The organism is Shewanella sp. Choline-02u-19 (assembly GCF_002836205.1).
Taxonomy (GTDB): domain Bacteria; phylum Pseudomonadota; class Gammaproteobacteria; order Enterobacterales; family Shewanellaceae; genus Shewanella.
Genome location: NZ_PJBE01000012.1, coordinates 162,027 through 187,395 on the forward strand (window position 1 = coordinate 162,027; position 25,369 = coordinate 187,395).

The window sequence follows — 25,369 nt, forward strand, 5'->3', positions numbered from 1 at the left end:
TTTTCGAATGGCCAGTTGATGACTGGCCATTTTTTAAGGTTCAAAGTAATGCATTTTAAACCTCGAAAACAGCATGTGTTTAATACTGCCAACGTCTTGGGCAAAGATTATATTGTCGGTGATATTCATGGGCAAATTAAACGACTCTATGAGCAATTGTTTACATTGGGGTTTAACTTTCAGATTGACCGACTTTTTTGCACTGGGGATCTCATCAGTAAAGGTGTAGAAAGTATTGAATGCTTAAATTTATTAACCAAGAAGTGGTTTTTTTCAGTAATGGGCAACCATGAACAGTTGTTTTTATTGGGCTTTCAGTCCTCTGAGTATTGGGATGTATTACAGCAAAAAGGGGGCGAGTGGTTGTCACAACACTTAGACCGATTTGATGTGCTAATGCGTTGGAAAACATTAATTGATATCACCATGCCATTGACCCGGACGATTAGTGTCAATGGAAAAAACATTGGTATTAGCCATGCATCAGCCCCACCTGACTGGCAAACTCTACAAAAGGGTGAGTTGTCCGATGAAGATATTTGGCAAGTGTTATGGAGCCGACCTTTACATAAAAATGAATCATGTAAAGGTATCGATATGATCGACTATGTGGTGCACGGACATAGCCCTGTTAGTCATATTACTCAGTTTGATAATCGCTATTGGATTGATACGTTTGCATTAAAACAAGAGCTGACCATTATAAACTTAAATGATTTTAATATGGATGAACTTAATTAACTGTAATAACTAGTAATTGAAGCATAAATAGATGATTATCGGTTGTCTATAAGTGGCGAATAGAGGGATTTACGTGTCAATTAGAGAGTTAAATAATGCCACTGAATTATTGGTGGGTTGGCAAAATAGGGATAAAGATCAAAGTGAGGAATTTCTCACTTATGCTTATCAAGATATTCGCGCAATAGTTGGAAAGTACCTCTCACAGCATCGCCCAAATGAAACTATCCTGCATGATGCTTCGATTACTGAGTTAGCGAGTGAGTCTGTGGTGAAATTACACCGCTGGCGTAACGATGAGCTGCCTTTTGAAAACCGACAAGACTTTTTTGACTATGTACGCGTGTCAGTGTGGCATTTACTGTTTGGTAAGCCGCACCAGTCGTTAATTAACAAGCAAAAAGCTAAATATGAGTTTTTGAATTCGCAATTATCCGATTCGGATGTGTTGTTGCCTAATTGGACTGAAAATCTAGCATTGTCATCCGTATTAGAGCAGTTACAACAAACTTATCCAAGACAAGCTGAAGTGTTTGAACTTAAAAATTTTGCCATAGTGTCGCATCAACAAATTGCCGATATTTTAGGGTTGTCTCCTAGAACCGTCGATAGTGATTTAAAATTTGCCACTGTATGGCTGAGAGCTAAATTAAGCGAATGATAGATATCGTTTCCCTGTACATTGAATTGGCAAGTTTAAGTAAAATAGAGCAAGAAAAGCGGCTATTACCGTTGAAGAGGGCCTATCCTGCCGCAGCCATTGAGCTTGAAAAAATGCTCTTGGTGGACGATATTCCGCTATCGAGTAGCCAATTATTATCTCAGCAAATTTCTAATCAAAATCCGATGGATCAAAATACCTTTATTGGTCAGCAGGTGATGGGGTTTACGATTACCCAACTAGTGTCAGAATCTGGCGGTATGGGCTTGGTGTTTCAAGGTGAACAACGCTTAGTGAGCCATGACTGCGAGAGTGAAAAAGTACATAAAGCTGCTGTCAAAATTCTCCGTACCAATAAGCTTAACTCAGGCCAACAAAAGGCGATATTTTTTAATGAAGCGTCTATTTTAATCGCGTTAGATCACCCTAATGTGTGCAGTATTTACGGGGTGTCTGAGGTACAAGGTCATGCCTGCATTGTGATGGATTACATTGATGGTCTAGGATTAGATAGCTGGATAGCCAATAATAACGTTAGCCAAAATGAGAGGCTAAATGTATTTGATCAATTGATGCGAGCTGTCAGTTACCTTCATCATGAACAGTTTTTCCACGGTGATATAAAACCACAGAATATCATTATTAATGAGCAAGGCCACTTGGTGTTAATCGACTTGGGTCTGGCCAGTAAATATCAAGCGAGTGCTAGTGAAAAAAGCCACGATACCATCCAGGCTTTTACGCGGTATTGGAGTGCGCCAGAGCAGGTTTTAGGTCAAAAATGTACCGCGCAATCAGATGTTTTTTCATTGGGGGTTATATTACATTATTTGCTGACGGATAAAGTGGCGACGAAAATGGATGTGGATAAACTTAATAATACCGAGCTCAATGCGATTATAAAAAAAGCGTTATCGATTAGACCTGAGCATCGCTACTCAAATGCAGAAGCACTTAGGAAAAGTATCCGCTATTACCAGCAAGGTTTACCGGTTCAAGAGTTTTCACAAAGTGGCCCTTATCTGTTCCAAAAGCTATTAAAGCGTAAGCCCTTTACCTCACTTACTTGTGTGTTGTTGGTTTACTCTGTAGCGACCAGTTTGTGGATTATATTTAACTAGGGGCCGTTGATCTTTCGATCTTAGTTTTTGCTCGACTCTCTACGGTAAAGAATAATACTTTTAGTACAAGGCTTGAGCGATGATGCTTAGCTGGCTAAGCGAAAAGCTTGTAACGCATTCTAGCCATAAAAGACTAAAAGCATTGAAACGAACCCGAAGGGCCGCGCTTCTTGGCTATTTTTACGGTGTTGTAGGCTATTTGTGGAGAATGACTAAACGACATAGCCTCCGCCTTGTCAAAATAGCCAATAAACGGCGGCAAAAACAACCGTGAAAGATCAACAGCCCCTAACATTTATTGATTAGGACAAATACGCATCGCTAGCTCATTTATATTTTAAACTCTTTCCAATTCACCTATATAGCAATATAGATCGAACCACAGATCTAGTCGGCATTAAACCTATGAGCAATAAAGGCTTTTTATGGTGTCTCTGAGCCACCTTATTTTGGGATTATGTCCGTTGCGTTTGTGCCACAGCATGGTAAAGGGGGTGAGTAGTTTGTCGAGATACTCCTTATCTAAAGGGATCGGCAGGCTGACTAAATCAAAACGCATATGCTGAACATATTGTTGGCAATACTTAGGCGCCGTTGTGAACATATTATGCCCAGGTTGAGCAGCCATAAAGAGAGACTGTTCAAAGCTGTTCATGGTCAGGGCGACATTGCGAGTTAACCCTATCTCCATTAGCACTTCGTCGAGCGCCCAGCTCTCGCTCTTTTCCCAAACAATATTAATATGAGCGTATTTGAGAAACGTATCTATGTTCCACTCTTCTAGCAGTGCGGGATGATCTTTATGCAAGTACACCATGGGTAGATCGGTAAATAACACTTCAAAGTCAATAAAGTAGGGTAGTAAATCCAGCAATTCTTTGGAACGTGGGTGGCTCTCTCTACCTGAAAAACCGATGTCAGCATCGCCGCAAATAATCGACTCTAGCGAATCATAATCCCAAGTTTGAACCTTCACTTTTGCATCAGGATACTTTTGGTAGATTGACTGTGATAGCTGATTAAACATGATTAGCAGTAAAGGTGATTCCATCACTAGATTAAAATGCACACCATTGGGTACTTCATCTCCGCGTTTTTCTAGGATCTGGCTGCCCATTTGCAGCCACTCAGCGAGATCTTCCTCGATACTTTGCGCTAGAGGGGTTGGCCTCAAGCCTTGAGGTGTTTTAACAAATAACGGATCGTCGAACCAATCTCTAAGCTTTTTAAGCGCTTTACTTACCGTAGAAGGAGTCACATTTAGCTTCTTAGCGGTTTTAGACACATTTTGCTCTTTGAGTAAAATTTGTAGCGTGAACAACAAATTAAGATCAAGCCGTGCTAACGATTTTTTCATTTGGACCACTGTGAAGGGGAGACCCCAATAATAGTATTAGAGTGAGGCTAATAAGGCTACCTAGCAGCAATATTATCAGCAACATATTTAATGGGCTCACACCAAGCAGCCCCATAAGCCATATATATAAGCCAGAACTGCATACTTGGGCGATACCGAGCAAAGAACTGGCCACGCCTGCCCTTAGGGAAAATGGGCTGAGGGCTTGGTTCATTGCGACACCAAAACCAATGGCGAATCCACTGCATGTCAGCCCGAATCCAACGAGGTAGAAGCTGTGATTGTCGACACCGAAATAGGAGACGACTAACACGAGTGCCGCTGCCATTAATACGCATTGTGAGATTAGCATTAGCGTGCTTTGTTTCAACCAAGATAATGCCAATGGTGCTAAGAATGATGAGGTCATGCTCACCAAAGCCGTTAACGCCATCACCGATGAGTATTCGCCACGATCAAAGCCCATCGTTCCCATTATCAGCATGGGTGAAACATTGACGTAAGTCAGAATGGTCGTCACGCCCATGGCGGTGATAATTAATCGGCTGATGAAATAGCGTTCGAGAAACATCTCAGGCTTTGCGGTATTGGCTATATTGAGGTTTTTGTTACTGTCAGTTTTCTGCTCAGCATCTTTATCGGGTTTCGTTTCTTTTAGGATAAATATAGACAAGATACACACCAATATTCCGATGCCAGTCATCGTTGTAAACAGACTCTGCCATGGGAATTTGAGCATAATTAAGTGGCCAATAACCGGCGCAATAACAGGAATGATACAAGTGATACCGTTCAGCATCGACAGCACCTTGGCGCGACGTTGGTCGTCTAAAGTGTCACGTAAAATAGCAAATGCCACGACATAACAAGATCCAGCACCAATTCCTTGGGCAAATCTCGCGATTAAGAATGTTTGAGTGCTGTCAGCTGCACCGCAAAGTGCAGAGGCAATAATAAAGATAGTCGCTCCAACAATGGCGACAGGCTTACGGCCGACGGCATCGGCAAAGCGCCCAGCAAATAGCATCGTGGCCGCCATGCCTGCAAGGTAGATTGAAAAAGCGAGGTGCAATTGAGATTCACTGGCACCGAGATCTTGTGCGATTTGAGGTAACCCCACAAGGTAGAGATCGATCGCGGTGGGGTAGAGGAGCACAAGCGCAAAACTGCAAAGAAGATATCGAAACATAAGTACCTCGTATAATTGATTGCAGGATAATAAGCTCCCAATTATCAATATACGAGTTGCTGTTATGACAACAGGTATTTCTTATTACGACATACGGTTGATCAATAAGGTATTTTATTTGTGGTTATTTTTAAGCGGCTTGTAGTCATAGCGCTAACAATGTTAAATTCTACCCCGCTTATACCCAAACTCTATATGCAGGATTCAGCATCTAGAAATAGCTTGGGTACATTACTTCGTATAATCCCAATGATATGGTTTGGGAGTTTCTACCAAGAGCCTTAAATTCTTGATTATGAGGTCTGTGACTTTAATTTCTTATTCAATAAAGGTAGAGACCTATGAATTATTTAGACTTGCCCAAAATCGATCTACATTGCCACCTAGATGGTAGCGTTCGTCCGCAAAGCGTTATTGATATCGCGCAGCAGCACAATTTATCATTACCGAGTAATGATCTTAGTGACATTCAATCGTTAATGGTCGCCCCCGATACCTGCCAAAATCTTGATGAATACCTGACTCGATTTGAATTGCCACTGTCAGTGATGCAAACGGCTACTGGTATTGAGCGGATTGCTTTTGAAGTGTTTGAAGATGCTGCCAAAGAGAACGTCAAGTATCTTGAAGTGCGTTTTGCGCCGTTATTACATCTTCAAAGTGGGTTGACGCTGGAACAAGTGATTGGCAGTGCAGTTAACGGGATGAAAAGAGCGGAGTCGCAATACGACATCAAAGGTAATTTCATTCTGTCGATTATCCGTAATATGCCTAAAGATAGAGTTAACGAAGTTATTGATGCGGGCGCCAACTTCATTAATGACGGCGTAGTCGCTTTCGATCTTGCGGGCAGTGAATTGCCAGGGTTCTGCGAAGGATTTATTCCTCATGCGCAATATGCGGTTAAGAAAGGCTATCGAGTGACTATTCATGCGGGTGAGCAGGGCGTAGGGCAAAACGTGCATGATGCTATTACTATGCTTGGCGCGGAGCGTATTGGTCACGGTATTGATATTAAGACGCATCGAGCAGCTTATGATTTAACAAAAAGTGCGTCGGTTGCCTTAGAAAGCTGCCCAACAAGTAATGTACAAACTAAAGCGGTCGACAACTTGAGTGAGCACCCTTTCAGCGAATTTTATAAAGATGGTGTGTTGATCACAATCAATACCGATAACCGCACGGTTTCGAATACCACCATGACTGATGAAGTCCGCAAAGTGATGCAAGAGTTTAAACTAAGCCGTAAAGAATATTTTGAAATCTATAAGGTAAGTGTTGAACATTCATTTGCTTCTGCAGCGGTAAAGCAGCAACTATTAACCTTGGCAGAATAATACCGCGCTAGCGTTTATTCTCGCCGATATATGACTCAGAGCAGATGCTCTGGGTCGCTTTCAATTCTTTCTCCGTCCATTTTTTGTTCTCTCAATTCCCCTTAAATTCTTACCGTAAAGCTTAAGTTTATTGCTTCATTTTTTGTGTTATTTAAGTCGGTATTCATACTGGTTAATTGATACATATAAAAATAACTAACGTATTATTCAAGAGTAAAAATATTACTACATGGAAGTTATTGATGAACAAATACAAACGCCGATTAATTGGTATTTTACTGGTACACCTGCCATAACGATTGTATATAGAACATCTTCTGAGCGCTTTGATGTAAGTAATTTTTATTCGTTAGATAACTGGATGTTCTTGCTTACAATGGGCTGGGGGACGTTCACGATTCTTTATGCGATTCGCTTAGGCTGTTCTAATTGCGGTGCAAGACAAGTGGTACCAGGCTTAAGTATTTTTTCGTTGCGTTGGCCCCAAGATAAATGCTGTAAATGTGGCGTAGAAATTAAATAATGATTGGTATAACTAGGAGTGAAAATGATATGAGTAAAGCTATCGAACAGAACATAGGCAGCGTTGCCTTAGTGGTCGAAAACTATGATGATGCCATTGCGTTTTACACTAAAAAACTGCGGTTTGAACTGATTGAAGACCTTGATTTAGGGGGCGGTAAACGTTGGGTATTGATCGCTCCGCCAAACTCTACAGGCACGAGTTTATTATTAGCTCAAGCGAGTAATGAAGAGCAAAAGCGATCTGTGGGTTATCAAACGGGTGGTCGAGTATTCTTGTTTCTACACACCAATGACTTTTGGCGTGACTATGAGCAGATGAAGGCTAATGGTATCGAGTTTACTGAAGCACCAAGGTCGGAAGAATATGGCATGGTGGTCGTATTTAAAGATCTTTATGGTACTAAGTGGGATTTATTGCAATTAATTAAAACCACTGCTTAGGTGGTGTAAGTCGTAACGCCTTTTTGTTGAATAAACTTTGATACGACTCATTAATGTTTGATATTGAAAATGCTAACGTAATCGACAAGTATATTGAACCGTTTGGAGTAAGACACCCTATGATTGCTGTCATATTTGAAGTGCAAATAGCAGCGGGAAAATCCGAAGAATACTTGGATATTGCCGCTGAAATTAAACCGCTGTTAGCTGATATTGATGGTTTTATATCGATTGAACGGTTTCAGAGTTTGACTGACAACAGCAAAATCCTATCATTATCATTTTGGCGTGATGAAGCATCAATTCAACAGTGGCGAAATTTAGAATCTCATCGTTATGCTCAAGTAAAAGGGCGTGGCGGAGTCTTTAGTCACTATCGGCTTAGAGTTGCCGGTGTTATTCGAGATTACGGTATGGAGCAGCGCGAAGAAGCCCCTGATGACAGCCTATTAGCACATCGATCGACTTCAGATTAACGTCGGGGTTTGATTGCTTTATCCGCTATTTTTTCGTGCTTATCGTTCAGCAAGTGATGATGCTGAAATTACAGTAAACCTGAATATAGGGTTATTTCACATGATGTAAAGTGAAAACTTTTCGAATGTTTTCCACTGTAAGTTGATTGCCTTGTGACATCAAAGTCACTAGATTTGAAGCATTGCAGCGGCAAAGCTAGGTTGCCTTGTGATAAGTGTTAAATGTGTTGTAACGACGCGTGAGTCGATGCCAAAATCATTAAAAAGGATAGTGAGGTCACAGATGGAATTGTTACTCAAAGAGCTAACGGCACGTGGTTACGCTGCCACACTGAAAGATCGCAGGATAAATGTAAAGCTAGGAGGTCTGTCGAATAACGGCTCAATTTCGTATGATATTTCGCTCAATCGTTATGTTGTCAAAACTCATGATTTCATTAACGGCAGTATAAACGCACTGATACTGCTTAATGGCTTGTGGACCTATAAAACATCCGATGCCTTTTCTGGCCCATTCTTCATCGCTATGGGGGTGTTTGGATTTTTACTCATTGTTATGACCGAACTAAAGATCAAATCATTACGTGAATTTCTGGACGTGTTTAATCTTGAGTTCGTTGGAAAGTGAGCCCATCCAATTCCCACTGAATCCAGCATCTTCATGCAGGATGGGTATATAAACGTTTTGCTAAAAGAAAAAGAAATAGGCGATAAGTACAAACGACATTAAGGCGCCGATGATCACGGGATAGATCTGATAGCTGTCTCCTGCTCTGCGGGCACGTCTAAAGCACAGGTTAACCAAAATGAGGTTGAAGATCGCGACCATTACAGAGGTTATTGCGCCATGGCGAAAAGATATCTCTTTGAGTTCGATGATCAAGTAAATCAAGATGACCCAATCAAACAGAATAAGATAAAGGAATAGCTTCTGTAATAAATCGGGTCTTTTGCGCTCATATGGTGCTGGCATAGTGATCTCCTTATTCATCACTGAGTACTTAAGTTATCAATCGGTTTAATCTATGCTTTTTGACTCGAGGCAAGGATCTTATTGGTAATCAGAGCGCGCTGCTTTTCGTCCTCTTCCATCCACATAGCACCAATGAAATGTAGCTTGTGGCTGATGTTCTGAGTGCGCATCACTTTGATTGAGTAATATACCTCATCGAACCTAAGGTACAGTTCTTGTTTAGGTTTTAACTCACAAATGCTAATGATGCCGACGCCACCTAAGCCAACGTTCTTTATATTGGCGATGCCTATTTTGGTTTTTGCCCAACAATAGTCTTTGTATAAAGGCAGAGTCACGCCGTCGCAAGCGAGTCGAATATCTTGTAGTTCATCATGGCGTAGACTCACCCTGAGGTGTTCCCGGCTGTCGGCATGGTCATGCTGAGGCGTTGGCGTTTTATCTGCAGGGATAAATTCGCCATGGTTAACTATTGGTTTGTCCATGATAAGGGGTATCTCGTCCGTGGTTGATTTGCCTCAGCAATGTGTTTTGCTTTTATAAGGTTCTCTTTTGGAGCTGGTTTCTCTTGAGGAAGCCCCATCATTTGACGAAGTTGTGTCTCCGCATCCGATGTCATGATGAGCACCTCGATACGGCGGTTTGCAGCTGCAGCGGGATCATCAACATAGGGAGCTTGATCGGCCATACCAGTAATTTGAATAACTTGCTGACGTTTAAGACCACCGTACTCAAGTACTCTGCGCGCGAGTAGCGCCCGTTTGCTCGAGAGTTCCCAGTTAGTGAACTTATTACCCGCATAGGGCGTTGAGTCAGTGTGGCCAGAAATCGTGATCTTGTTGTCCACTTTACTCAATAAAGGGCCGAGCGCCATGAGTAGATCTTCAAAGTAGGGTTTCATCTCCGAGCTACCGCGAGTGAACATAAACTGATGTACATTATCGTGCATCAATATACGCACACCTTGTGGTACCACTTGCAGCTCAACGTTGGCCCCCATGCTGACATCTTTGATTACCTTGTCTATCTCCCTTGCGAGAAACTCTAGTTGCGCCTGGGTTTCAAACTTGCCTGGCACGAGGGAGTTTAACTCTGGTCCTTTACCCGCATTTGCGTTCTCAGTACCGGATGGAATACGATTATGCAGTGCTGGACCACTGCGTGCGACACCAGTAGAAGTGGCCGGTAACACGGCTTGTTGAATGGCGAGATTACCTTGAAAGTCGAGCATTGACGAGGCACTACTTAGGTCAAATGGATTGACTGAACCTTTAGCATATAAGTCGCCATTGAGGTATTGGACTATCATCGTTCGCTCTTGCTGATCTGCGATTTGCATTATCCATAGCACCATAAATAGCGCCATCATGGCTAAGGTGAAGTCGGCAAATGCCACTTTCCAGGCACCACCATGGGCAGCTTTAGCTTTTGAGCGCTGCCTGCGTCGAATAATGATTGGCTCTGGTCTAATCGCCATTAGCTTTTCTGTTCCTGCATCCAGCGCTCAAGTTCAACAAAGGTTGGACGGTTTTCACTCTGAATTTGTTTACGACCTGCATCAATCGCCAACATCGGCGGTTTACCCTTAGCAAAGGCTGCCAAGACTGCGGCAACACACCGCATTTGTGCCGATTTTCGTTCGACTAAATGTTCAAGTGCTTTGGAGAGTGGATCAAATATGCAGTAGCAGGCAAAGATACCGATGAAAGTCCCCACAAGTGCTGCGGCTACTTTGACACCAATCATGGTAATAGGACCATCGATATTCGACATGGTAATAATAATTCCCATCACTGCCGCCAGGATGCCAAAGCCTGGCATCGCCTCTGCGACCTTACTGAGGGCGTAAGATGGGCGCATTCTATCTTCATCAATACGGTGGATCTCTTCATCTAGCATGTGTTCTAAATCATGAGGTGAAAGCTTGCCAATAGACTGTAGTCTTAGATTGTCGATGAGAAAGTTGAGTACATTTGGGTGCTCAAGTACCGCTGGATACATGAGGAATAGTGAGCTTTCGTTTGGTTTTTCAATATGATCGTCGAGTACTCGTAGGCCTTGAGATTGAATCTGCGACATCAACATGTTCAATAAGCCAAACAGTTGTGGATAGAGTTCAGGGTCCTCTTGGTCGACTTTGACTAGCTCTTTGAGCTGCTCATACATATCAATGAGTACAGATTTGGGATTAGCAATAACCAGTGCGCCACTGCCAGCACCAAAAATGATGAGTATTTCTGCGGGTTGCCAAAGAGAGAACAATGTTCCACCCGCCCATACATACCCACCAAATACTGACAAGAGGATGACTACTAGCCCTAACAGTTTGCTCATACTATCTCACCTGTTTACCGTTCCCATTGTTGATAGATGCTCTTAAGTTGTTTCACTGCTTGCTTATGCAGTTGGCAAATTCGAGTTTCTGTCAGTCCTAAGGTTGCGGCAATTTCTTTTAAATTGAGTTCATGCTGATAGTAAAGCGACAGGATCACCTGTTCTCTTTTGTTTAATTTTGAAATGGCTTGAAATAAACACTCTTTTGCTGAAAATTGCTCCAAAACATCATTTTTATCGACAAAATGTCCACCGTCACTGACCAGTTCATCTAGGCTACGCATCGACTCGGATTGTGACGCAAATAAGCGTTCACGATAGGCGGTTTCGTTTAACCCCATCGCTTCGGCGACCTCTTTATCTGTTGGTTGACGAGCTAATAGTCGTGTGAGCTTTCTGACGGTGTCATTTAACTCATGGGCTTGCTGTCTCACAGGACGTGGTCGCCAATCTTGGCGACGAAGCTCATCTAAAATTGCACCGCGAATTCGCAGTCCAGCAAAAGAGATAAAACCATTATCGTACTCGCCGGGATAACGTCTGGCAGATTCTAGAAGCGCCATCATCCCGATCTGTTCCATATCCTCTTTAGCTAACACCGAGCCGCAATGGCTTCTCAATTTTGATACTGAGCGCTTCACTAAAGGTAGGTATTGCATCATCACCTGACTTTCAGATAGACGATTAACAGCGATATCTCCACTTGCTTCTTGGTAGGCTGATTGAGCTGTATTCATGGCATATGGCCTTTATTGAATGACCATACGAGTAAACAACACATCGTCTAATTCGATGGCGAAGTCATTTTCGGCTAGCACGAGTGATAACAGGATATGCGCCTCTTTTTGCAGCGACTCAAGCTGCTGCGCATTATTGAGTTCATTGAAGTGTTTCTTTGAAAACATCTTCATTAAGGAGTTTTTAATCACAGGATCGGCTTTTTTAATGGTGTTAGCTGCATTGTTTGAACGGCTTTTAAACGCCATTTCTAACAGTAGATAGTGCGGATATTCATCGCCCGGAATAGAGATGACAAATTTATCTAATGGGTAGAATTTTGCTAATTTAATTTCTGGCTCTTGGGTTAAGAAAGGGCCTCCAATGAGCGTTGGAGATTGCCAGCCAACCCAAAATATGGCGGCTGTCCAAACCGTGATGAAGAGAAAAAAGCTGATCCGTTTACGGGCGTTTTTAGTGAGTGGCATGATGGGATCCTTAAATTATGCGAGTAGATCAACTTGATCTCGTTGGGAAATCTCAGTTGTCATTGGCTGAGCTTCCTGCTGGCTAGCGGCGGCTATGGCCGACTTCGAACCCTGCTGTGTTTGTTCTTGTGGTGACTCGCCGTGGCTGATATCGACGTCAATTTGGCCGCCATGATCTGCGGCTAGCTCGGCGCGTAGCCTGTCTAGCCCAGTTAATAGTGCATCGCGCACCGCAGCGTTGGCTGCGTGCATCTGGATATGTAATTTATCGCCATCAAGACGGATATTGAGCTCAATTTTTCCGAGTTCTGGCGGGTCGAGTCTGAGCTCTGCTTGTTTGATCTGTTGATCAATTTGAAAGCGTAATTGTTCACGCAATGGTGACAGCATTTCGTGGGCCTGCTGCAGCATAGGTGCGGCTTGAGAAACGGACACTGGCCCCCACTGTGCAACGGCACTATTCGCTCGGGTATTTGTCGCGAGTATTTGATGAGTGGATTCAATTGTATCGATACTGGCGCTATCAACTTGTTTGGCTATAAATGCCGTTGCTAACTGAGTGGCGCTTAAGAATGGATTCATACTGTCAGGCTTAACCGCACTGCTATTGAAGGTCGACCCAGGGCTGCTATTGGCGAAGTTTGTTGCTAGCGCAGCGGTATGGGCTTTGTCATTAGCGGCTGTTGTACTTGTTAATGGCTGGCCGCTTGTCTGTGCAGTTTGAATAGATGTTTGGCTGCTTAACTCTTGTGTAAACGGATTGACTGTTGAGGTATAAGTGCTAGCGAAATGCAAAGGCTTAACAGTATTGTCCAGTCCCAGCGTGGCGTTTTGGCTTGCTAAGTCTATTACGTTAGCGCGCTGAAAACTCTCGTCTGTTAAAGGTCCACCTGACATTGAAATAGTGTTGGCTATTTGCCCTGAAATATCACCATTGATACTGACGTTTTGTGGCTGCCTTGGCTGCGGCAATATCAATGAGAACGGCGCTGAATCGGTCGCCGATTGCTCTAGATCATGGGAATAAGCTTGGTCAACAGGCTCTTTAATATGGCTGACTCGTGCTGAATTAACGGCCGGTGTTGTGCTTAATGCACTTGGTAAAATGGGACTAGTCATTGGTGACTCCAGCGCTGGCACAGGTAAATTGGTAAGCAGCAAGGCCGTCTTGCTGCTGTTCAAATTGAGCCATCTCTTGCTTGATCTTGCCTTGTGCTTGTCGTAACTGCTGCACAATTTTTGCATGGCTTTGCGCTAATGATTGGCGTGCAAGTACCTGTGAGCGAGAGTGTGGCTTGCCCGCTTTTTTAAGGGCATTGCACATCTTTTCATTCACTATCACTAGCTTTTCCCAGTCTTCAGCGCGCGCGTGAAACGCCAGTGCTTTTTCAAACTGTTGCCACTGCTCAATTGAGATTGGCCCAACCTGCTCTGACATCGGTAATCACCTTTGTTATGGGTTCTAGGGCTGCAACGCTATTTTCAACGCTCGCGGTGACCAATTGCCGACTGCAGTAGTCATAAAGGTGGTTGAGTCCTGCCGCGACCTTGCCGCCGTTTTCAATATCGAGCATGGAGTCGAGGCCATGGACGATATTGAGACATTTGTTGATACTCTGACCTTTATCTTCAAAGCTCTTACGCTGCATAAAACCACTGGCACGTTGGATCTCCTCTAAGAGGCCATCGAGCAGCATCCGTACCATTTCATGTGGATTAGCGGCAGCGGCTCGGGCGTCTAATGAGGTCTGTTTGTAAGCATTAAAGGGATCGTGCTCATTCAACATTGGTTAGCATTCCTTAATTAAACAGCATGCTAGCTGAGTTAAGTTGGTTAATGGTGTTTTCCATTGCGGTGAACTGAGACAGGTAAATTTGGTACCTCTGCTTCATCTGATAGTCATGGCGAGACATGCTGTCTTCAACGCGTTCAATTTGGCTATCTAGGTTGTTTTGCTTAAGATCGAGATAACCATTGGACTGAGTGAATGGTTCGATAATAGTGTCTATTCTATCGATGAAGCTGTTATCGGCAGTGAACATCTCTTTTAAGGCCGCGGGATCATCTTTAAGTGCTTGGGTCAGCTTATCTTCATCGATATCAAGCTCACCACTACGGTTCATCTCAATACCAATGTCAGATAAGCGCATACCGTTTGGTGCGGCTTCGAATACGCTATTGCGCATACTGGCTTGCAGCATTCTTAATGTAGAGTCACCTTTGAGGGCACCGAGCTGATCTTCTGTGACAGATGATGGCTTATCATCTTCATCATCATCGTCTTTATCTTTGTCGTCAGTGTCCTTATCGTTTTCTTTGGCCTCATCGACGACGCTACTGCCCATAGAACGGGTAAGCTGATTAATTTGGTTCATCAGGTCATTGAAAGACTCGACAAAGTCCTTAACCGCATCTTCACTGCTGCTGGTGTCAGATTCGATTTTTATGGTGCTGCTTTCGCCCGCCGAGTGTGTTTTGTTCAGCTCTATTGATACACCATCAATAACGTTACTTAAGTAGTTACTGCTACTCGTGATATCGATACCATTGAGCACTATCTCTGCGTCTTGCGCCGCTTTACGTTGGTTCATGCCCCAATCAACACCGTCCATCTCAACTTTGAGCGTACTGTCTTTACCTGATTCTGAGGAGGTCATCATTAACTCGACACCGCCACCCGTTCTGACGAGTGAGGCTTGTACTCCAGGGTTATCTGGGTGTGAGTTAATGGCATCACGAAGATCATTCACGGTGCGAGTGCCGTCAGCATTAAGCACTGCCATATCTATCTCTATAGTGTCAGCGATATCGGGGCCGACCTGGATGCTTAATAAACCACTCGCGGGGAGTAAGTCGGTTTCACTGGCAAAGCTTTTAGTCAGCTGATGGGCTTGAGCGAGTTGCTTGACGGTTAGATCATAGGTGCCCGTGGGAGCATCACTGTCGACTGTTATCGCGGCGTTCTCATCACTGATTGATGAGGTTTTACTTTCAAAGGCATCACCATTAATCTTTTCTAGATTACTGGTCATTTTATTGAGGCTACGCTCCAATAACTCATAGGCATCAATTTGTGTTTGATGCTTGGTTAAATTGGTTTTAAATAGTTGATCTTTCCCCATTCTTTCTGCTGAAATGAGTTGTTCAGCAAAAGATGCACCGTTCATACCTGAAATCATTTGATCCTCCTATAATGATACTTTTGCAATCTCTGTACCAAACGTTAAGTGTTTGTATATATTGAATTCTGTTTGTTTATCTGTACTTGTATCCGCTAGCGTTTTTCCGTTTACAGCACGGAAAAGGAAGTACGGCTTCCGCAAGTCACTTTGCCCACAATTGGATTTGAAGCTATACCTCTACTAAGGCGACCTTGCGAAGGTGATGCTGAAGTGTGTCAGTGATAATTTTTCAAAAAAAAAGAGCCTAAAGGCTCTTTTTGAAAGTTGGGAGGGTAAGGGAGGAGAAATTAACCCAATAGACCCATAACCAAACCAGTGTTTTGGTTTGAAGAAGACAGGATATTAGTACCCGCTTGAACCAAAAGCTGATTCTTAGTCATGTTTGCTGATTCAACGGCGAAGTCAGCATCCATAATACGGCCAGCAGCAACTTTAGTATTCTCAGTTACGTTAGCAAGGTTTGAACTCGTGTGGCCCAAACGGTTGATGTTAGCACCCAGTGTTGAACGTTCTTTACCTACAGCATCAATGAAGTCATCAATCTTAGTGATAGTGCCTTTTGCTGCACCGACAGCTGAAATATCATCAGCAACACCAGCAAGATTGGCTTTATCTACGGTAACTTTTAGTTGCTCACTTGCACCTGCACCGATCTGGAATTCAACACCGGCGGTCAATGAGTCGAATAACTTGTTACCTGAGTATTCAGTGTTATCAACAATACGAGTGATCTCTTTGGTTAGCTCTGCGAACTCATCGTTAAGTGCTGTTAAATCTTCAGCTGAGTTCACGCCGTTAGCGGCTTGAGTTGCAAGTTCTTTTTGACGGTTCGCAATGGTCGTTAGCTCATCTAGTGCGCCATCAGCAGTTTGCAGCATAGATGTCGCATCGTTCACGTTACGGTTAGCTGTTTCCATGCCTACAACGTTGGCATTTAAACGAGTCGCGATTTGTAGACCAGCAGCATCGTCAGCAGCGCTGTTGATACGTAGACCAGTAGAAAGACGCTCCATAGCATTGCTAAGTAGGTCATTGTTTTTTGTCACAGAATTTTGAGAAACAAGTGAAGCATAATTAGTATGTACAGATAACATAATATTTTCCTTTAATAAGTCATTTAAGCTCTGGGTCTTACCAATAATAAAACGACTGCTAAAATCAAAACTGAAAAGGCGTCATCATCTTTTTGTTATCATTAAGTGTAACTGGTTGTAAATTATGGTTTATATTGTTTAATTTTTTTGAATTAAAACGATTTTATGTCGATAATCGCTTTAGTGAACGGTCTTTTTAGTCGCTCTATATAGTCATGTTAGGAGCCGAATTAAGAGAACTAGAATGGAAAAATCGCTAATTAGACCCAGCTTCGTCACGCAATTTAGTTGTATAGGCAGTGATTGTGAAGATAGCTGTTGTTATGGCTGGAATATCATTATTGATAAACAGAGTTACAAAAAGACCCTAGCGCACAAGGAGCTTAAGTCTTTGGCTCAAACGGCGCTGAAGAAAGTAAAAAAGAGCGAGCAACAATGGGCTCAAGTGGTACTCGACTCAAAAGGTGCTTGTGGGTTTTTAGATGATAAGCAGCTGTGTCAAATTCATGCTAAAGCGGGTGAGGACTTGTTGAGCCACACTTGTAAGACCTACCCTAGAATGTCGCACATGAAAGATGGTGATCGTTATGAAAGCCTGTCGTTATCTTGTCCTGAAGCGGCGCGGACTATTCTGCTTAAGCCCGATGCGTTTCAATTTGAACGTATGACGGTGAACCATCACCGTACCTTTAAAGCGACGCCAATATGGGCGAAAAAAGCCCATGATTATACCATTCAGCTGTTATTGAAACCCGAGCAGCCAATAGAGCATGGGCTCACAGCGGTCGGTATTTTAATGAAAACAACTGAACGAGTTGCCAATGGTGAACTGGAAAGCAGCGCCATTGATGATATGTTTCAACAACTGCTGAGTTTGAGTAATAACGGTCAGCTTAAGCAACATTTTGAAGGCTTTAATAAAGATACCGAGATACACAAAATGCACGCTTTCACGTCGATGCAACTGTGGTTAAACACCAATAAAGCAGGACGAGGACGTAGTCGATTTGAGCAGATAAACCAAGCCATTTGTGCCATGGGTGACGGTGAAAATAAAATTAGTATGGGGCGGATTAATCAGGCTTGGCGCGATGTCGCCTTACCTGCATTGGCTGAGCATCAAACGCTATTTAGTCGTTATTTATTTTACTATTGTTACCATATGAATTTTCCACAAGTTGACGCACTCACTCCATCGCAGGCATTTCGGGTGATGCTGTTGGACTTCTTTATGCTGCGCTGCTATTTAGCCGTGATTGCAGCGCAGAAACAGGGGTTGTCTGAACACGATATCATTCTGTGTTTTCAGGTGTATCACACCAATAGGCAGCATAAAGCCAACTATAGCCAATATGCTGTGGAACTCTTGGATAAAGGGCAGTTTGAAGACCTAGCATCGATCCTCACACTGCTAGCGTGAAACAGCGATTGATTGAGTGACGAATACGGGGCTTTTTGGCCCCATATTCTCTCGCTTAAGATCGCTAAGTTAGTAGGGAAGACACCTGAGCTCGGCTGAAGTTGGCTTGCGCCATGAGTGACGTCACCTGCAGGCTGAAAGGTGCAGGTTGCATCAAACTCTTGACTTGATTAAGCGTCGAATCCAGCCCTTTTAGGGTGTCTTTTTGGCGGTTAGCCTGATGCAGTTGCTGTTGAATGTGTCGCTGACTGTGGTTAAGTTCTTGCAGCTGCCCCTCGACTTTATGGCGGGTTTTACTGATTTTAGCCACGGTTTGTTTAAGTTCTTGTGGGCTATTAAAACGCCATTCTCGTGGATCTTGCCAGCTTAACTCTTCGCTGACCTTAATGGTTCGCGCATCACCAGCAGGGAGTCGCTGGCCTTGGCCTGTCATCAATAAACCTGATTGGATTTGTTGCCACTGTTGTTTATTACTTTTGAAGATAACGCGGCCTTCATTGGATTTTACGACCCGAATATCGAGCGGCTTGAGACTGCTGTCGAGACGCTTTAGTAGCTCGGCGGGTTGAGCATTTGCGGGTAGCAGTACCCTTACTGTGTCATTGCCTATGTGCATATTCACTTGTTCGTCACGGGAGTTGACGGCGATCAAGTCGACAGACTTTAAGCTAAAACTGTATTTTGCTACCGGGCGTTGAGTTGAAATAAGATTGAGCTGATGGTCGACTAATTGTGTGCCCTGATAGCTGATGTTTAGCCCTGCCAGCTGCTGTTGGAGCTGCTGTGCTTGGCTGAGTGAGTCGCTATTATTTGACGTGAGAGATTGTTGACTGTGATTTTGCAATTGCTTTAGCAAGGTTTGTACTTGTTGTAGTCCATGTTCGGCGACTTGTTGAGCGCTAATTTTATGTTGGCCTTGGGTGACTTTTGCCCACTTATCATAGCTTTCAAGTCTATGGCTTGGAATGCTAGCAACATTGACTTTTGCTTGCTCTTTCGCGGGGTGTTGCATAGCCGTCGTTGGCGCAACCGTTTGGCTGCGCTGCTGAACTTGGAGTGAATCTGAAATCCCTTTGAGCATCGACTTCTCTTAGCTTGGTATTATATGTGGTTGAACAAGGATAACTGCGATACTTGCACAAACGTTTTCTGAGTCACCTGAAGGGTGGTGAGCTTTAGATTAAACTCGGCAGTGGCTTGGGCATAGTCTAACCCTTCAGTTTCCCCAATCACCTCTTCGTTAAATAGTACCCGCTCTTCATGGGAGGTTTGGATCAAACTCAAGGTATTTTGTTTGCCACCAATATCTGTGATTGCAGAACTAATACTGGTGAGAGTGTCATCGAGGCTAGTTAACATGTCACTGGCGGATTGACTAAAAGTGGGGTCGCCAGGTGCTAAAGTAGGATCTTCTAGCACAGTGATAAAATCTTTGGTTTGGTTGAGAATGTCTGCGCTACCGTTAGCGAAAATAAACTCCGCCGCAGTGCTGTTGGCAGTCATCCAAGATGAGCCGGAGGTTTGCACCTCTCTATGGTTGGTATCACCTTGATAAACATAGTTACCACTGGCGTCTTTTCCAATCGGTGCAGTGTCAGTCAAGTTACCCGAAAACAAGTAATTACCGCCTTCATCTTTGGCGTTGACGGTATCGACAAAGGCTTCTAATAATTCGTCCATCTCCGCTGCATATGCGGCTCTGTCTTCTGGCGATAAACTACCATTATTGGCTGCTACGGTGATTTCACGCATGCGGCTTTGTAATTCGACCATGCTCGACATGTAAGTTTCAGCGCGGCCAAAACTGGTTGAGAGTGATTCAGTATTTTTGATGTACTGATTCGTGGCAGCCATATCTCTTTGGCTGTTAATGACTTTCACTGAACCTATGGGATCATCTGACGGGCGAAGAATCGATTTACCCGATGCCATCATTTGATTCAACTTGGAGATATCGACAGTCGATTTCTGCAGGCTTTGTAAATTATTGCTGTAAAGATTAAGCATACTTACGCGCATTCGAATGTCCTTAAATACTGTTTAATATCGTTTGAAATAGTTGATCGGCTGTCGAGATAACCTTGGCATTTGCTTGGTAAGATTGCTGATAGATGATGAGGTTAACGCCTTCTTCATCTATGTTGACGCCACTGGTGCTGGCCCACTGCCCCTGAGCTTCTAGTTGCAGCTTTGCTGCGGTATCTTGGTTCATTTGTGCTTGACGAGAGGCTGAGCCTAATTCACCAATTTTGCTGGCAAACGCATCGCTCATGGTGGTGTTGACACCCATTGAGCTAAAGGTGAAGTTTTGATTGGCGAGCTCGACGAGATCTTTCAAGTTACTGTTGTCGCCAGGAGTGCCATCTTTACCAAAGGTGAGCATGTCGGCGGTAAAACCAGAGGTCATCGTTAAGCTGCCAGCTGGATTGGTTGGATCATAGCGAAACAGATCTTGAGTCGGGGGATTACCGTTTAAATCGGTACCGCCGGCAAGCACTGCATTAAACTCATCGGCCATGGTGGTGGCCAGTTCATTGATAAAGCCGATTGAATCCACCAAGCTGTTATCACGATAGTCGATAAGCGCGCCTAAATTACCGCCCGCAGCTTCGTCAAGCGGGAAACTGGATTGACCAAACTGAATGCTAATCTGGCTAAACTGTGGGTTAGCAGGATCTGGTTTGACGATAATTTTCGATGCGGTGGTGCCAGATAACAATGGTTGGCCTTGCGCTAAGGAAATATTGAGCATGCCGTTGGCATCCTCGACCACATTGACATCGACAATTTTAGAGAGGTCATCTACCGCAGCATCTCTGGCATCAAGCAGGGCTAACGGCACATTACCGCTGGCACTGGATTTTTGGATGTCAGCGTTAAAGCGGGCGATAGTCTGTAATTGGCTGTTAATCTCTTTTGCCGAAGCGCCTATTTGACCTTCGACCTGAGAGACCTGTGAGTTAAGCCCTTCGCTGATGGAGTTAAAGCGTTGCGTAAGTGCTTTGGCTTCGTTGAGTACACCTTGGCGATGGGCTATCTCGTTAGGTTGCTCCATTGCAGAGTTCAGTGAAGCAAACAGCTGATCGAGCCCGGCTGAAATGCTGCTACCTTCGGAGCCGAAGATCTGCTCGACCTGACCCAGATAGTTTGATTGTGCTTTAGCAAAACTCAAGTCGCTGGTGGTATTCCATAATTGCGCGACTTCGTATTGATCTGAAATGCGGCGCACACCATCAACCATCACCCCTGAGCCGCTGCCGTAAACGCCGTTACCCACAGAGCCGAGCATGACTTGCTGACGGGAGTATCCCGGCACCATCGCATTAGCGACATTGTTAGACGTGGCTGTCAGGGCAGCCATGCTGGCATTAAGTCCTGACATACCGATATTGAGCATGCTCATCTTAAATCCTTATTTGTGGTTAAATACGGGCTAATCAACAACGTGACTTACTCTGGCAGCTTGCTAACAAAGGGCAATATCAAGGCGGGCTGCATGGCACGAGTATTAGTATCGCTACTGGGTTGATTACTAGAGGCGACCGTCTCAGGGTCAGACTTAAGTCCGGCTGATAATTGTTTGATCATCACCTCTGCTAATCCGGTGCTTTGGACCTGACTTAAGCGGCCTGCAAGTTCAGCATCATGCCAGTCACGGTACATGCCGTTGTTTTGCGAAGACAGCGGGCTGTCTTTATCGGCCATCACATCTGATGCTGAGCGCATTTGCTTCAATACGTTTTGTAAAAATAGCGCTTCAAACTGCTGGCTTACCATTTTCAATGCGCCATGTTCGCCATTGGCTTTAATCAACTCGCCCGCATCGAGTTGGTTTAAGTAACTGTGGTTATTATCGAGTTCCATTAAATCACCACCAATTCAGCTTCAAGCGCGCCCGCTTCATTTAGGGCTTGTAAGATGGCCATCAGATCCATCGGCGATGCACCGAGGCTATTGACGGCGCGAACGATGTCATTAAGGGCGATACCTTCTGGCCAAACGAACATATGACCATTACCCGCATCGATATCAATTTGACTGTCGGAACCGACAACGGTTTCACCTTGTGCTTGGCCTAAATAGGCGCCGTTAGGTTGGCTAACAAATTCTTGCTCAACGATGGTCACGGTTAAGTTACCGTGACTGACGGCCGCTTTGCGTACCACTACATCACCGCCCATGACGACGGTGCCAGTGCGGCTATTAAAGACGACGCGTGGCGATTTACGGCCTTGCTCAATTTGCAGTTCTTCTAACATCGACATAAAAGTTACCCGCTCGCGATTAGAGCTTGGGGCACGCACGATCACTTTGGCGCTGCTATCGGCCTCGGCGACATTGGGGCCAAAAAGCGCGTTAACCGCTCGCTCGATATTGCGTGCGGTTTTAAAACTGGGGTCGATCAAATTTAATACGATGTGTTCGTTTTCATTAAAGTTACTGTGCATCGGCGCTTCGAGCAGCGCCCCATTGGGAATATTACCCACTGTAGGCACATTGATGGTGACAGAGCTGCCATTTCGACCTTGAGCTGATACACCACCAACCACTAGATTACCTTGGGCTACCGCGTAAATTTCGCCATCAACACCGCGCATTGGGGTCATCAATAACGTGCCACCGCGTAAACTTTTGGCGTCACCCAGTGACGACACCGTGATGTCTAACTTCTGCCCCGGACTCGCTAAAGGAGGAACCGTAGCGTGGACAGCAACAGCCGCGACATTTTTAAGTTTAGGGTTAATCTTACCGTCAATTTGCACCCCAAATTGCTTTAACATATTGACGACGGATTGGCTGGTAAAACGCACTTGGGTGCGGTCACCGCTACCATCTAGACCCACCACTAAACCGTAACCGACTAGCTGGTTATCACGGATCCCTTGTACATCGACAATGTCCATCAGGTAGCGATGCTGGACTTTCTCCTGCGCTTGAGTCGGAAGCAAAGGTGATAAGCCTAGACACATACTGAGGATAAAAATGGCTATTTTTTTCATTCACACAATCCTGAAATTTGAACTCTCAAACAAATCATCACAACGGAAACCAAGGGCTATTAAAGTAACGCGCGGCCCAACCCATACGGTTGCTGTCTGAAATGGCGCCTTGGCCGCCATATATAATTCGCGCATCGGCGATACGTTGCGACGAGATAGTGTTGTCGTTACCTATATCGTCAGTACGAATAAGCCCCAGTAAACGCAAGTATTCATCGCCTTGGTTGAGGCGCAGCCATTTTTCACCGCGGATCAACAGGGCGCCATTAGGCAACACTTTGGCGACAGTGACTGTGATAGAACCTGATAGCTGGTTTTGCTGCGTGCTTGAGCCTGTGCCGTTGAATGAACGACCCATATTCGCTTCACCGCTACCACTGACACTACTGCCGTCCGTCGAGCCTTGACCATCAATTGACATGCCGCTGACCTTATTGGTCTTGGTGTCGGCCCGCTTACTTGAATAGGTCTCCTCATCTAGAGCGACAGTGAGAATATCGCCTTCTCGAAAAGCGCGTTTATCTTTAAATAGCGTTAGCATGAAGCCTGGACGATAAGCACTGCCGTTTTCTGCATCAGGTAGGCTGTAATCAATCTCTGGCGGTGCCCATTCAGGCTTACCTGGCTCTGTGTCAGGTTCTGGAATATGAGCGATACAGCCAGACAATAGCAGTATCAACGCTAAACTTAAGCCTATCCGTGTTGATTGCATTGGGGCTCCCTTTTCGAGTTCTATTACTGAGTCAATGATTAAGCGCGTTTTACAGAGCTTGGTTTAGGAACTTGAGCATATCGTCTGAGGCCGAGACGACTTTGGCATTCATTTCGTACGCTCGCTGAGTAGAGATCATCTCGACCATCTCCTCCACCACATTGACGTTGGCACCTTCTAGCGCACCTTGGCGTATTTGGCCCAGTGCTTGGTCACCGGCAATGCCTTCTATTGCCGCACCCGATGCGCCCGTTTCGCGATAAAGGTTATTACCGCGGGCTTCTAGCCCTGCAGGGTTGGTAAAATTGACGAGGGTGATCTGGCCTAATTCTTGTGCATCTGGTTGGCCAGCCATTTGTGCTGAGACGGTACCGTCAGTCGCGATAGTGACGGTGAGCGCGTCTTCAGGGATCTCAATGTTGGGCACCATGGGTAATCCTTGCGAAGTCACCATCAGACCTTCGCTGCTGCGGTAGAATTGACCGTCGCGGGAAAAACTAATGTCGCCATTCGCTTCTTCAATTTGGAAGAAACCTTGGCCTTCAATCGCGAGGTCGAGTTGCTGATTGGTGGTAAGCATGTCACCGGGAGTGAATACTTTTTGGGTGCCGACAACACGGGTACCCGTGCCGAGCTGTAATCCTGATGGCAGTTCGTTTTGGGCATCGACTTGACCGCCTGGCTGGCGTTGCACTTGGTAAAAAAGATCATTGAAGGCAACACGATCACGTTTAAAACCTGTGGTGTTTACGTTTGCCAAGTTGTTGGCAATGGTGGTCATTTTAGTATCTTGAGCGGTTAAGCCCGTTTTGCTGACCCATAAAGCTGATTGCATTTTATTGTCCTTTCAAATCGAATCTAGGCATCACGCAGTAGTCTGTTGCCAGCTTCTGCGAGTTTTTCGGCGCTTTTCATTAGTTTGACTTGCACTTCAAACTGACGGCTTAAGTCCATTGCGGCAATGAGCTCTCCCACTGCTTGAACGTTGCTGGCTTCAAGAAAACCACTGCTAAGTCTCACTTCCTCACTGGCAGGCAATGGCTGGCGATCCGCGGGATACAGTAAACCGTCAAGGCCTTTGCTCATGGTGCTGATATCGGGGTTAACCAGTTTCAGTTGGCCAATCTCTTCAATGATGCCGCCATCGTCAGCGATAATGCTTAACCTGCCGTCATCACCGACAAATAGCTCACGGTACTCGGGTAACACGATGGGACCATCGACCCCAGCGACGGGACGACCGTCTAAGGTGAGTTGGCCATTGGCGTCTGGCTGTATAGCGCCTGATCGGGTATAGCCTTCGCCTGCAGCGGTCATCACCGAAAATAGACCCGCGTCATTGATGGCAAGATCTAAGGTTCTGCCTGTCGGATTTAATGCCCCGCTTTGCTGACTAAATCCGCTACTTTGGGTTTGCGCCAATACGCGAGTTTGCAAGCTGTTACCTGTTGGGGCAACGACCATGGCGTTAACGCGTTCTAAATCGGCTTTAAAGCCAGTAGTATCAGCATTGGCTAAGTTATTGGCGCGGATAGCTTGTGCTTCCATCACTCGGGCTGCGCCTCTGGCGGCGGTATAGAGCATTCTGTCCATGAGTTAG

Annotated in this window: 30 protein-coding genes and 1 riboswitch; of the genes, 9 read left to right on the forward strand and 21 right to left on the reverse strand. The window is 44.8% G+C overall.

Annotated features, from left to right (window positions below; genetic code table 11):
• Positions 1 to 48: 48 nt before the first annotated feature.
• The 3 genes from CXF83_RS02760 (at position 49) to CXF83_RS02770 (ending at position 2,523) form a co-directional block, all read left to right on the forward strand.
• Entirely contained in the window at positions 49 to 741 is a 693-nt protein-coding gene (locus tag CXF83_RS02760) for a metallophosphoesterase (RefSeq protein ID WP_157822906.1), read from the forward strand.
• Between the two features lie 73 nt (positions 742 to 814).
• The gene (locus CXF83_RS02765) at positions 815 to 1,402 is read left to right on the forward strand and encodes an ECF-type sigma factor (protein ID WP_157822905.1); all 588 of its coding nucleotides are present in this window, start codon (positions 815 to 817) and stop codon (positions 1,400 to 1,402) included.
• Positions 1,399 to 2,523 carry a serine/threonine protein kinase gene (locus CXF83_RS02770; protein WP_101090888.1) on the forward strand — a complete coding sequence of 375 codons (1,125 nt, stop codon included), beginning with the start codon at positions 1,399 to 1,401 and terminating at the stop codon, positions 2,521 to 2,523. Before CXF83_RS02765 ends, CXF83_RS02770 begins: the two co-directional genes overlap by 4 nt.
• Positions 2,524 to 2,926: 403 nt before the next feature.
• On the opposite strand, the gene yidZ is transcribed toward CXF83_RS02770, so the two are convergent.
• Positions 2,927 to 3,880 (reverse strand): HTH-type transcriptional regulator YidZ, encoded by a 954-nt coding sequence (yidZ, locus tag CXF83_RS02775; protein WP_101090886.1) that lies wholly within the window; start codon positions 3,878 to 3,880, stop codon positions 2,927 to 2,929.
• Entirely contained in the window at positions 3,855 to 5,069 is a 1,215-nt protein-coding gene (locus CXF83_RS02780) for an MFS transporter (RefSeq protein ID WP_101090884.1), read from the reverse strand. The genes yidZ and CXF83_RS02780 overlap by 26 nt, the downstream gene beginning before the upstream one ends.
• 216 nt (positions 5,070 to 5,285) lie before the next feature.
• A riboswitch (purine riboswitch) is annotated at positions 5,286 to 5,385 on the forward strand.
• A 25-nt stretch (positions 5,386 to 5,410) separates the two neighbouring features.
• Here CXF83_RS02780 and add point away from each other — a divergent pair.
• The 5 genes from add to CXF83_RS02805 all read left to right on the forward strand — a co-directional run bounded on the left by add (position 5,411) and on the right by CXF83_RS02805 (position 8,476).
• Positions 5,411 to 6,406 (forward strand): adenosine deaminase, encoded by a 996-nt coding sequence (add, locus tag CXF83_RS02785; protein ID WP_101090882.1) that lies wholly within the window; start codon positions 5,411 to 5,413, stop codon positions 6,404 to 6,406.
• Between the two features lie 229 nt (positions 6,407 to 6,635).
• Entirely contained in the window at positions 6,636 to 6,929 is a 294-nt protein-coding gene (locus tag CXF83_RS02790) for a hypothetical protein (RefSeq protein ID WP_101090880.1), read from the forward strand.
• Between the two features lie 29 nt (positions 6,930 to 6,958).
• A complete protein-coding gene (locus CXF83_RS02795; RefSeq protein ID WP_101090878.1) occupies positions 6,959 to 7,372 on the forward strand; it encodes a VOC family protein in 414 nt (137 codons plus the stop codon).
• A 119-nt stretch (positions 7,373 to 7,491) separates the two neighbouring features.
• Complete coding sequence (locus tag CXF83_RS02800) at positions 7,492 to 7,848, forward strand: antibiotic biosynthesis monooxygenase family protein (protein ID WP_101090925.1); 357 nt, start codon at positions 7,492 to 7,494, stop codon at positions 7,846 to 7,848.
• A 283-nt stretch (positions 7,849 to 8,131) separates the two neighbouring features.
• Entirely contained in the window at positions 8,132 to 8,476 is a 345-nt protein-coding gene (locus CXF83_RS02805; RefSeq protein WP_101090876.1) for a hypothetical protein, read from the forward strand.
• A 60-nt stretch (positions 8,477 to 8,536) separates the two neighbouring features.
• On the opposite strand, the gene CXF83_RS02810 is transcribed toward CXF83_RS02805, so the two are convergent.
• The 11 genes from CXF83_RS02810 to CXF83_RS02860 form a co-directional block, all read right to left on the reverse strand.
• Positions 8,537 to 8,821, reverse strand: a complete 285-nt coding sequence (locus tag CXF83_RS02810; protein WP_101090875.1) for a hypothetical protein — start codon at positions 8,819 to 8,821, stop codon at positions 8,537 to 8,539.
• A gap of 50 nt (positions 8,822 to 8,871) precedes the next feature.
• A complete protein-coding gene (locus CXF83_RS02815) occupies positions 8,872 to 9,306 on the reverse strand; it encodes a hypothetical protein (RefSeq protein WP_101090872.1) in 435 nt (144 codons plus the stop codon).
• On the reverse strand, positions 9,291 to 10,298 hold the full coding sequence (locus CXF83_RS02820; RefSeq protein WP_101090870.1) for a flagellar motor protein MotB: 1,008 nt from the start codon (positions 10,296 to 10,298) through the stop codon (positions 9,291 to 9,293). The genes CXF83_RS02815 and CXF83_RS02820 overlap by 16 nt, the downstream gene beginning before the upstream one ends.
• A complete protein-coding gene (gene motA / locus CXF83_RS02825) occupies positions 10,298 to 11,155 on the reverse strand; it encodes a flagellar motor stator protein MotA (RefSeq protein ID WP_101090868.1) in 858 nt (285 codons plus the stop codon). Before motA ends, CXF83_RS02820 begins: the two co-directional genes overlap by 1 nt.
• 14 nt (positions 11,156 to 11,169) lie before the next feature.
• Complete coding sequence (locus CXF83_RS02830) at positions 11,170 to 11,892, reverse strand: RNA polymerase sigma factor FliA (RefSeq protein WP_101090867.1); 723 nt, start codon at positions 11,890 to 11,892, stop codon at positions 11,170 to 11,172.
• A 12-nt stretch (positions 11,893 to 11,904) separates the two neighbouring features.
• Positions 11,905 to 12,360 carry a flagellar basal body-associated FliL family protein gene (locus CXF83_RS02835; RefSeq protein ID WP_101090865.1) on the reverse strand — a complete coding sequence of 152 codons (456 nt, stop codon included), beginning with the start codon at positions 12,358 to 12,360 and terminating at the stop codon, positions 11,905 to 11,907.
• Positions 12,361 to 12,375: 15 nt separating this feature from the next.
• On the reverse strand, positions 12,376 to 13,479 hold the full coding sequence (locus tag CXF83_RS02840; protein ID WP_101090863.1) for a flagellar hook-length control protein FliK: 1,104 nt from the start codon (positions 13,477 to 13,479) through the stop codon (positions 12,376 to 12,378).
• Entirely contained in the window at positions 13,472 to 13,798 is a 327-nt protein-coding gene (locus CXF83_RS02845) for a hypothetical protein (protein WP_101090860.1), read from the reverse strand. Before CXF83_RS02845 ends, CXF83_RS02840 begins: the two co-directional genes overlap by 8 nt.
• Positions 13,767 to 14,147: a flagellar export chaperone FliS gene (gene fliS / locus CXF83_RS02850; RefSeq protein ID WP_101090859.1), complete on the reverse strand. Its 381-nt coding sequence runs from the start codon at positions 14,145 to 14,147 to the stop codon at positions 13,767 to 13,769. The genes CXF83_RS02845 and fliS overlap by 32 nt, the downstream gene beginning before the upstream one ends.
• A 13-nt stretch (positions 14,148 to 14,160) precedes the next feature.
• On the reverse strand, positions 14,161 to 15,540 hold the full coding sequence (gene fliD / locus CXF83_RS02855) for a flagellar filament capping protein FliD (protein WP_101090857.1): 1,380 nt from the start codon (positions 15,538 to 15,540) through the stop codon (positions 14,161 to 14,163).
• 290 nt (positions 15,541 to 15,830) lie between these two features.
• A complete protein-coding gene (locus tag CXF83_RS02860; protein ID WP_101090856.1) occupies positions 15,831 to 16,637 on the reverse strand; it encodes a flagellin N-terminal helical domain-containing protein in 807 nt (268 codons plus the stop codon).
• Between the two features lie 244 nt (positions 16,638 to 16,881).
• Here CXF83_RS02860 and fliB point away from each other — a divergent pair, with 244 nt between their 5' ends.
• Positions 16,882 to 18,057, forward strand: a complete 1,176-nt coding sequence (gene fliB, locus CXF83_RS02865) for a flagellin lysine-N-methylase (RefSeq protein ID WP_101090854.1) — start codon at positions 16,882 to 16,884, stop codon at positions 18,055 to 18,057.
• A 64-nt stretch (positions 18,058 to 18,121) separates the two neighbouring features.
• On the opposite strand, the gene CXF83_RS02870 is transcribed toward fliB, so the two are convergent.
• Genes CXF83_RS02870 through CXF83_RS02905 form a run of 8 tightly spaced genes read right to left on the reverse strand, consistent with a single transcriptional unit; the run spans position 18,122 to position 25,362 of the window.
• Positions 18,122 to 19,138 carry a hypothetical protein gene (locus CXF83_RS02870; RefSeq protein ID WP_101090853.1) on the reverse strand — a complete coding sequence of 339 codons (1,017 nt, stop codon included), beginning with the start codon at positions 19,136 to 19,138 and terminating at the stop codon, positions 18,122 to 18,124.
• A gap of 20 nt (positions 19,139 to 19,158) precedes the next feature.
• Positions 19,159 to 20,076: a flagellar hook-associated protein FlgL gene (gene flgL / locus CXF83_RS02875; protein WP_101090851.1), complete on the reverse strand. Its 918-nt coding sequence runs from the start codon at positions 20,074 to 20,076 to the stop codon at positions 19,159 to 19,161.
• A 10-nt stretch (positions 20,077 to 20,086) separates the two neighbouring features.
• Complete coding sequence (gene flgK / locus CXF83_RS02880) at positions 20,087 to 21,460, reverse strand: flagellar hook-associated protein FlgK (RefSeq protein WP_101090849.1); 1,374 nt, start codon at positions 21,458 to 21,460, stop codon at positions 20,087 to 20,089.
• 47 nt (positions 21,461 to 21,507) lie between these two features.
• Positions 21,508 to 21,921 (reverse strand): rod-binding protein, encoded by a 414-nt coding sequence (locus CXF83_RS02885; protein ID WP_101090847.1) that lies wholly within the window; start codon positions 21,919 to 21,921, stop codon positions 21,508 to 21,510.
• The gene (locus CXF83_RS02890) at positions 21,921 to 23,057 is read right to left on the reverse strand and encodes a flagellar basal body P-ring protein FlgI (protein WP_101090845.1); all 1,137 of its coding nucleotides are present in this window, start codon (positions 23,055 to 23,057) and stop codon (positions 21,921 to 21,923) included. Before CXF83_RS02890 ends, CXF83_RS02885 begins: the two co-directional genes overlap by 1 nt.
• Positions 23,058 to 23,094: 37 nt before the next feature.
• Positions 23,095 to 23,769, reverse strand: a complete 675-nt coding sequence (gene flgH, locus CXF83_RS02895) for a flagellar basal body L-ring protein FlgH (RefSeq protein ID WP_101090843.1) — start codon at positions 23,767 to 23,769, stop codon at positions 23,095 to 23,097.
• Between the two features lie 49 nt (positions 23,770 to 23,818).
• Positions 23,819 to 24,604: a flagellar basal-body rod protein FlgG gene (gene flgG / locus CXF83_RS02900; RefSeq protein ID WP_101090842.1), complete on the reverse strand. Its 786-nt coding sequence runs from the start codon at positions 24,602 to 24,604 to the stop codon at positions 23,819 to 23,821.
• Positions 24,605 to 24,627: 23 nt separating this feature from the next.
• Positions 24,628 to 25,362: a flagellar basal body rod protein FlgF gene (locus CXF83_RS02905; RefSeq protein WP_101090840.1), complete on the reverse strand. Its 735-nt coding sequence runs from the start codon at positions 25,360 to 25,362 to the stop codon at positions 24,628 to 24,630.
• Positions 25,363 to 25,369: the final 7 nt, after the last annotated feature.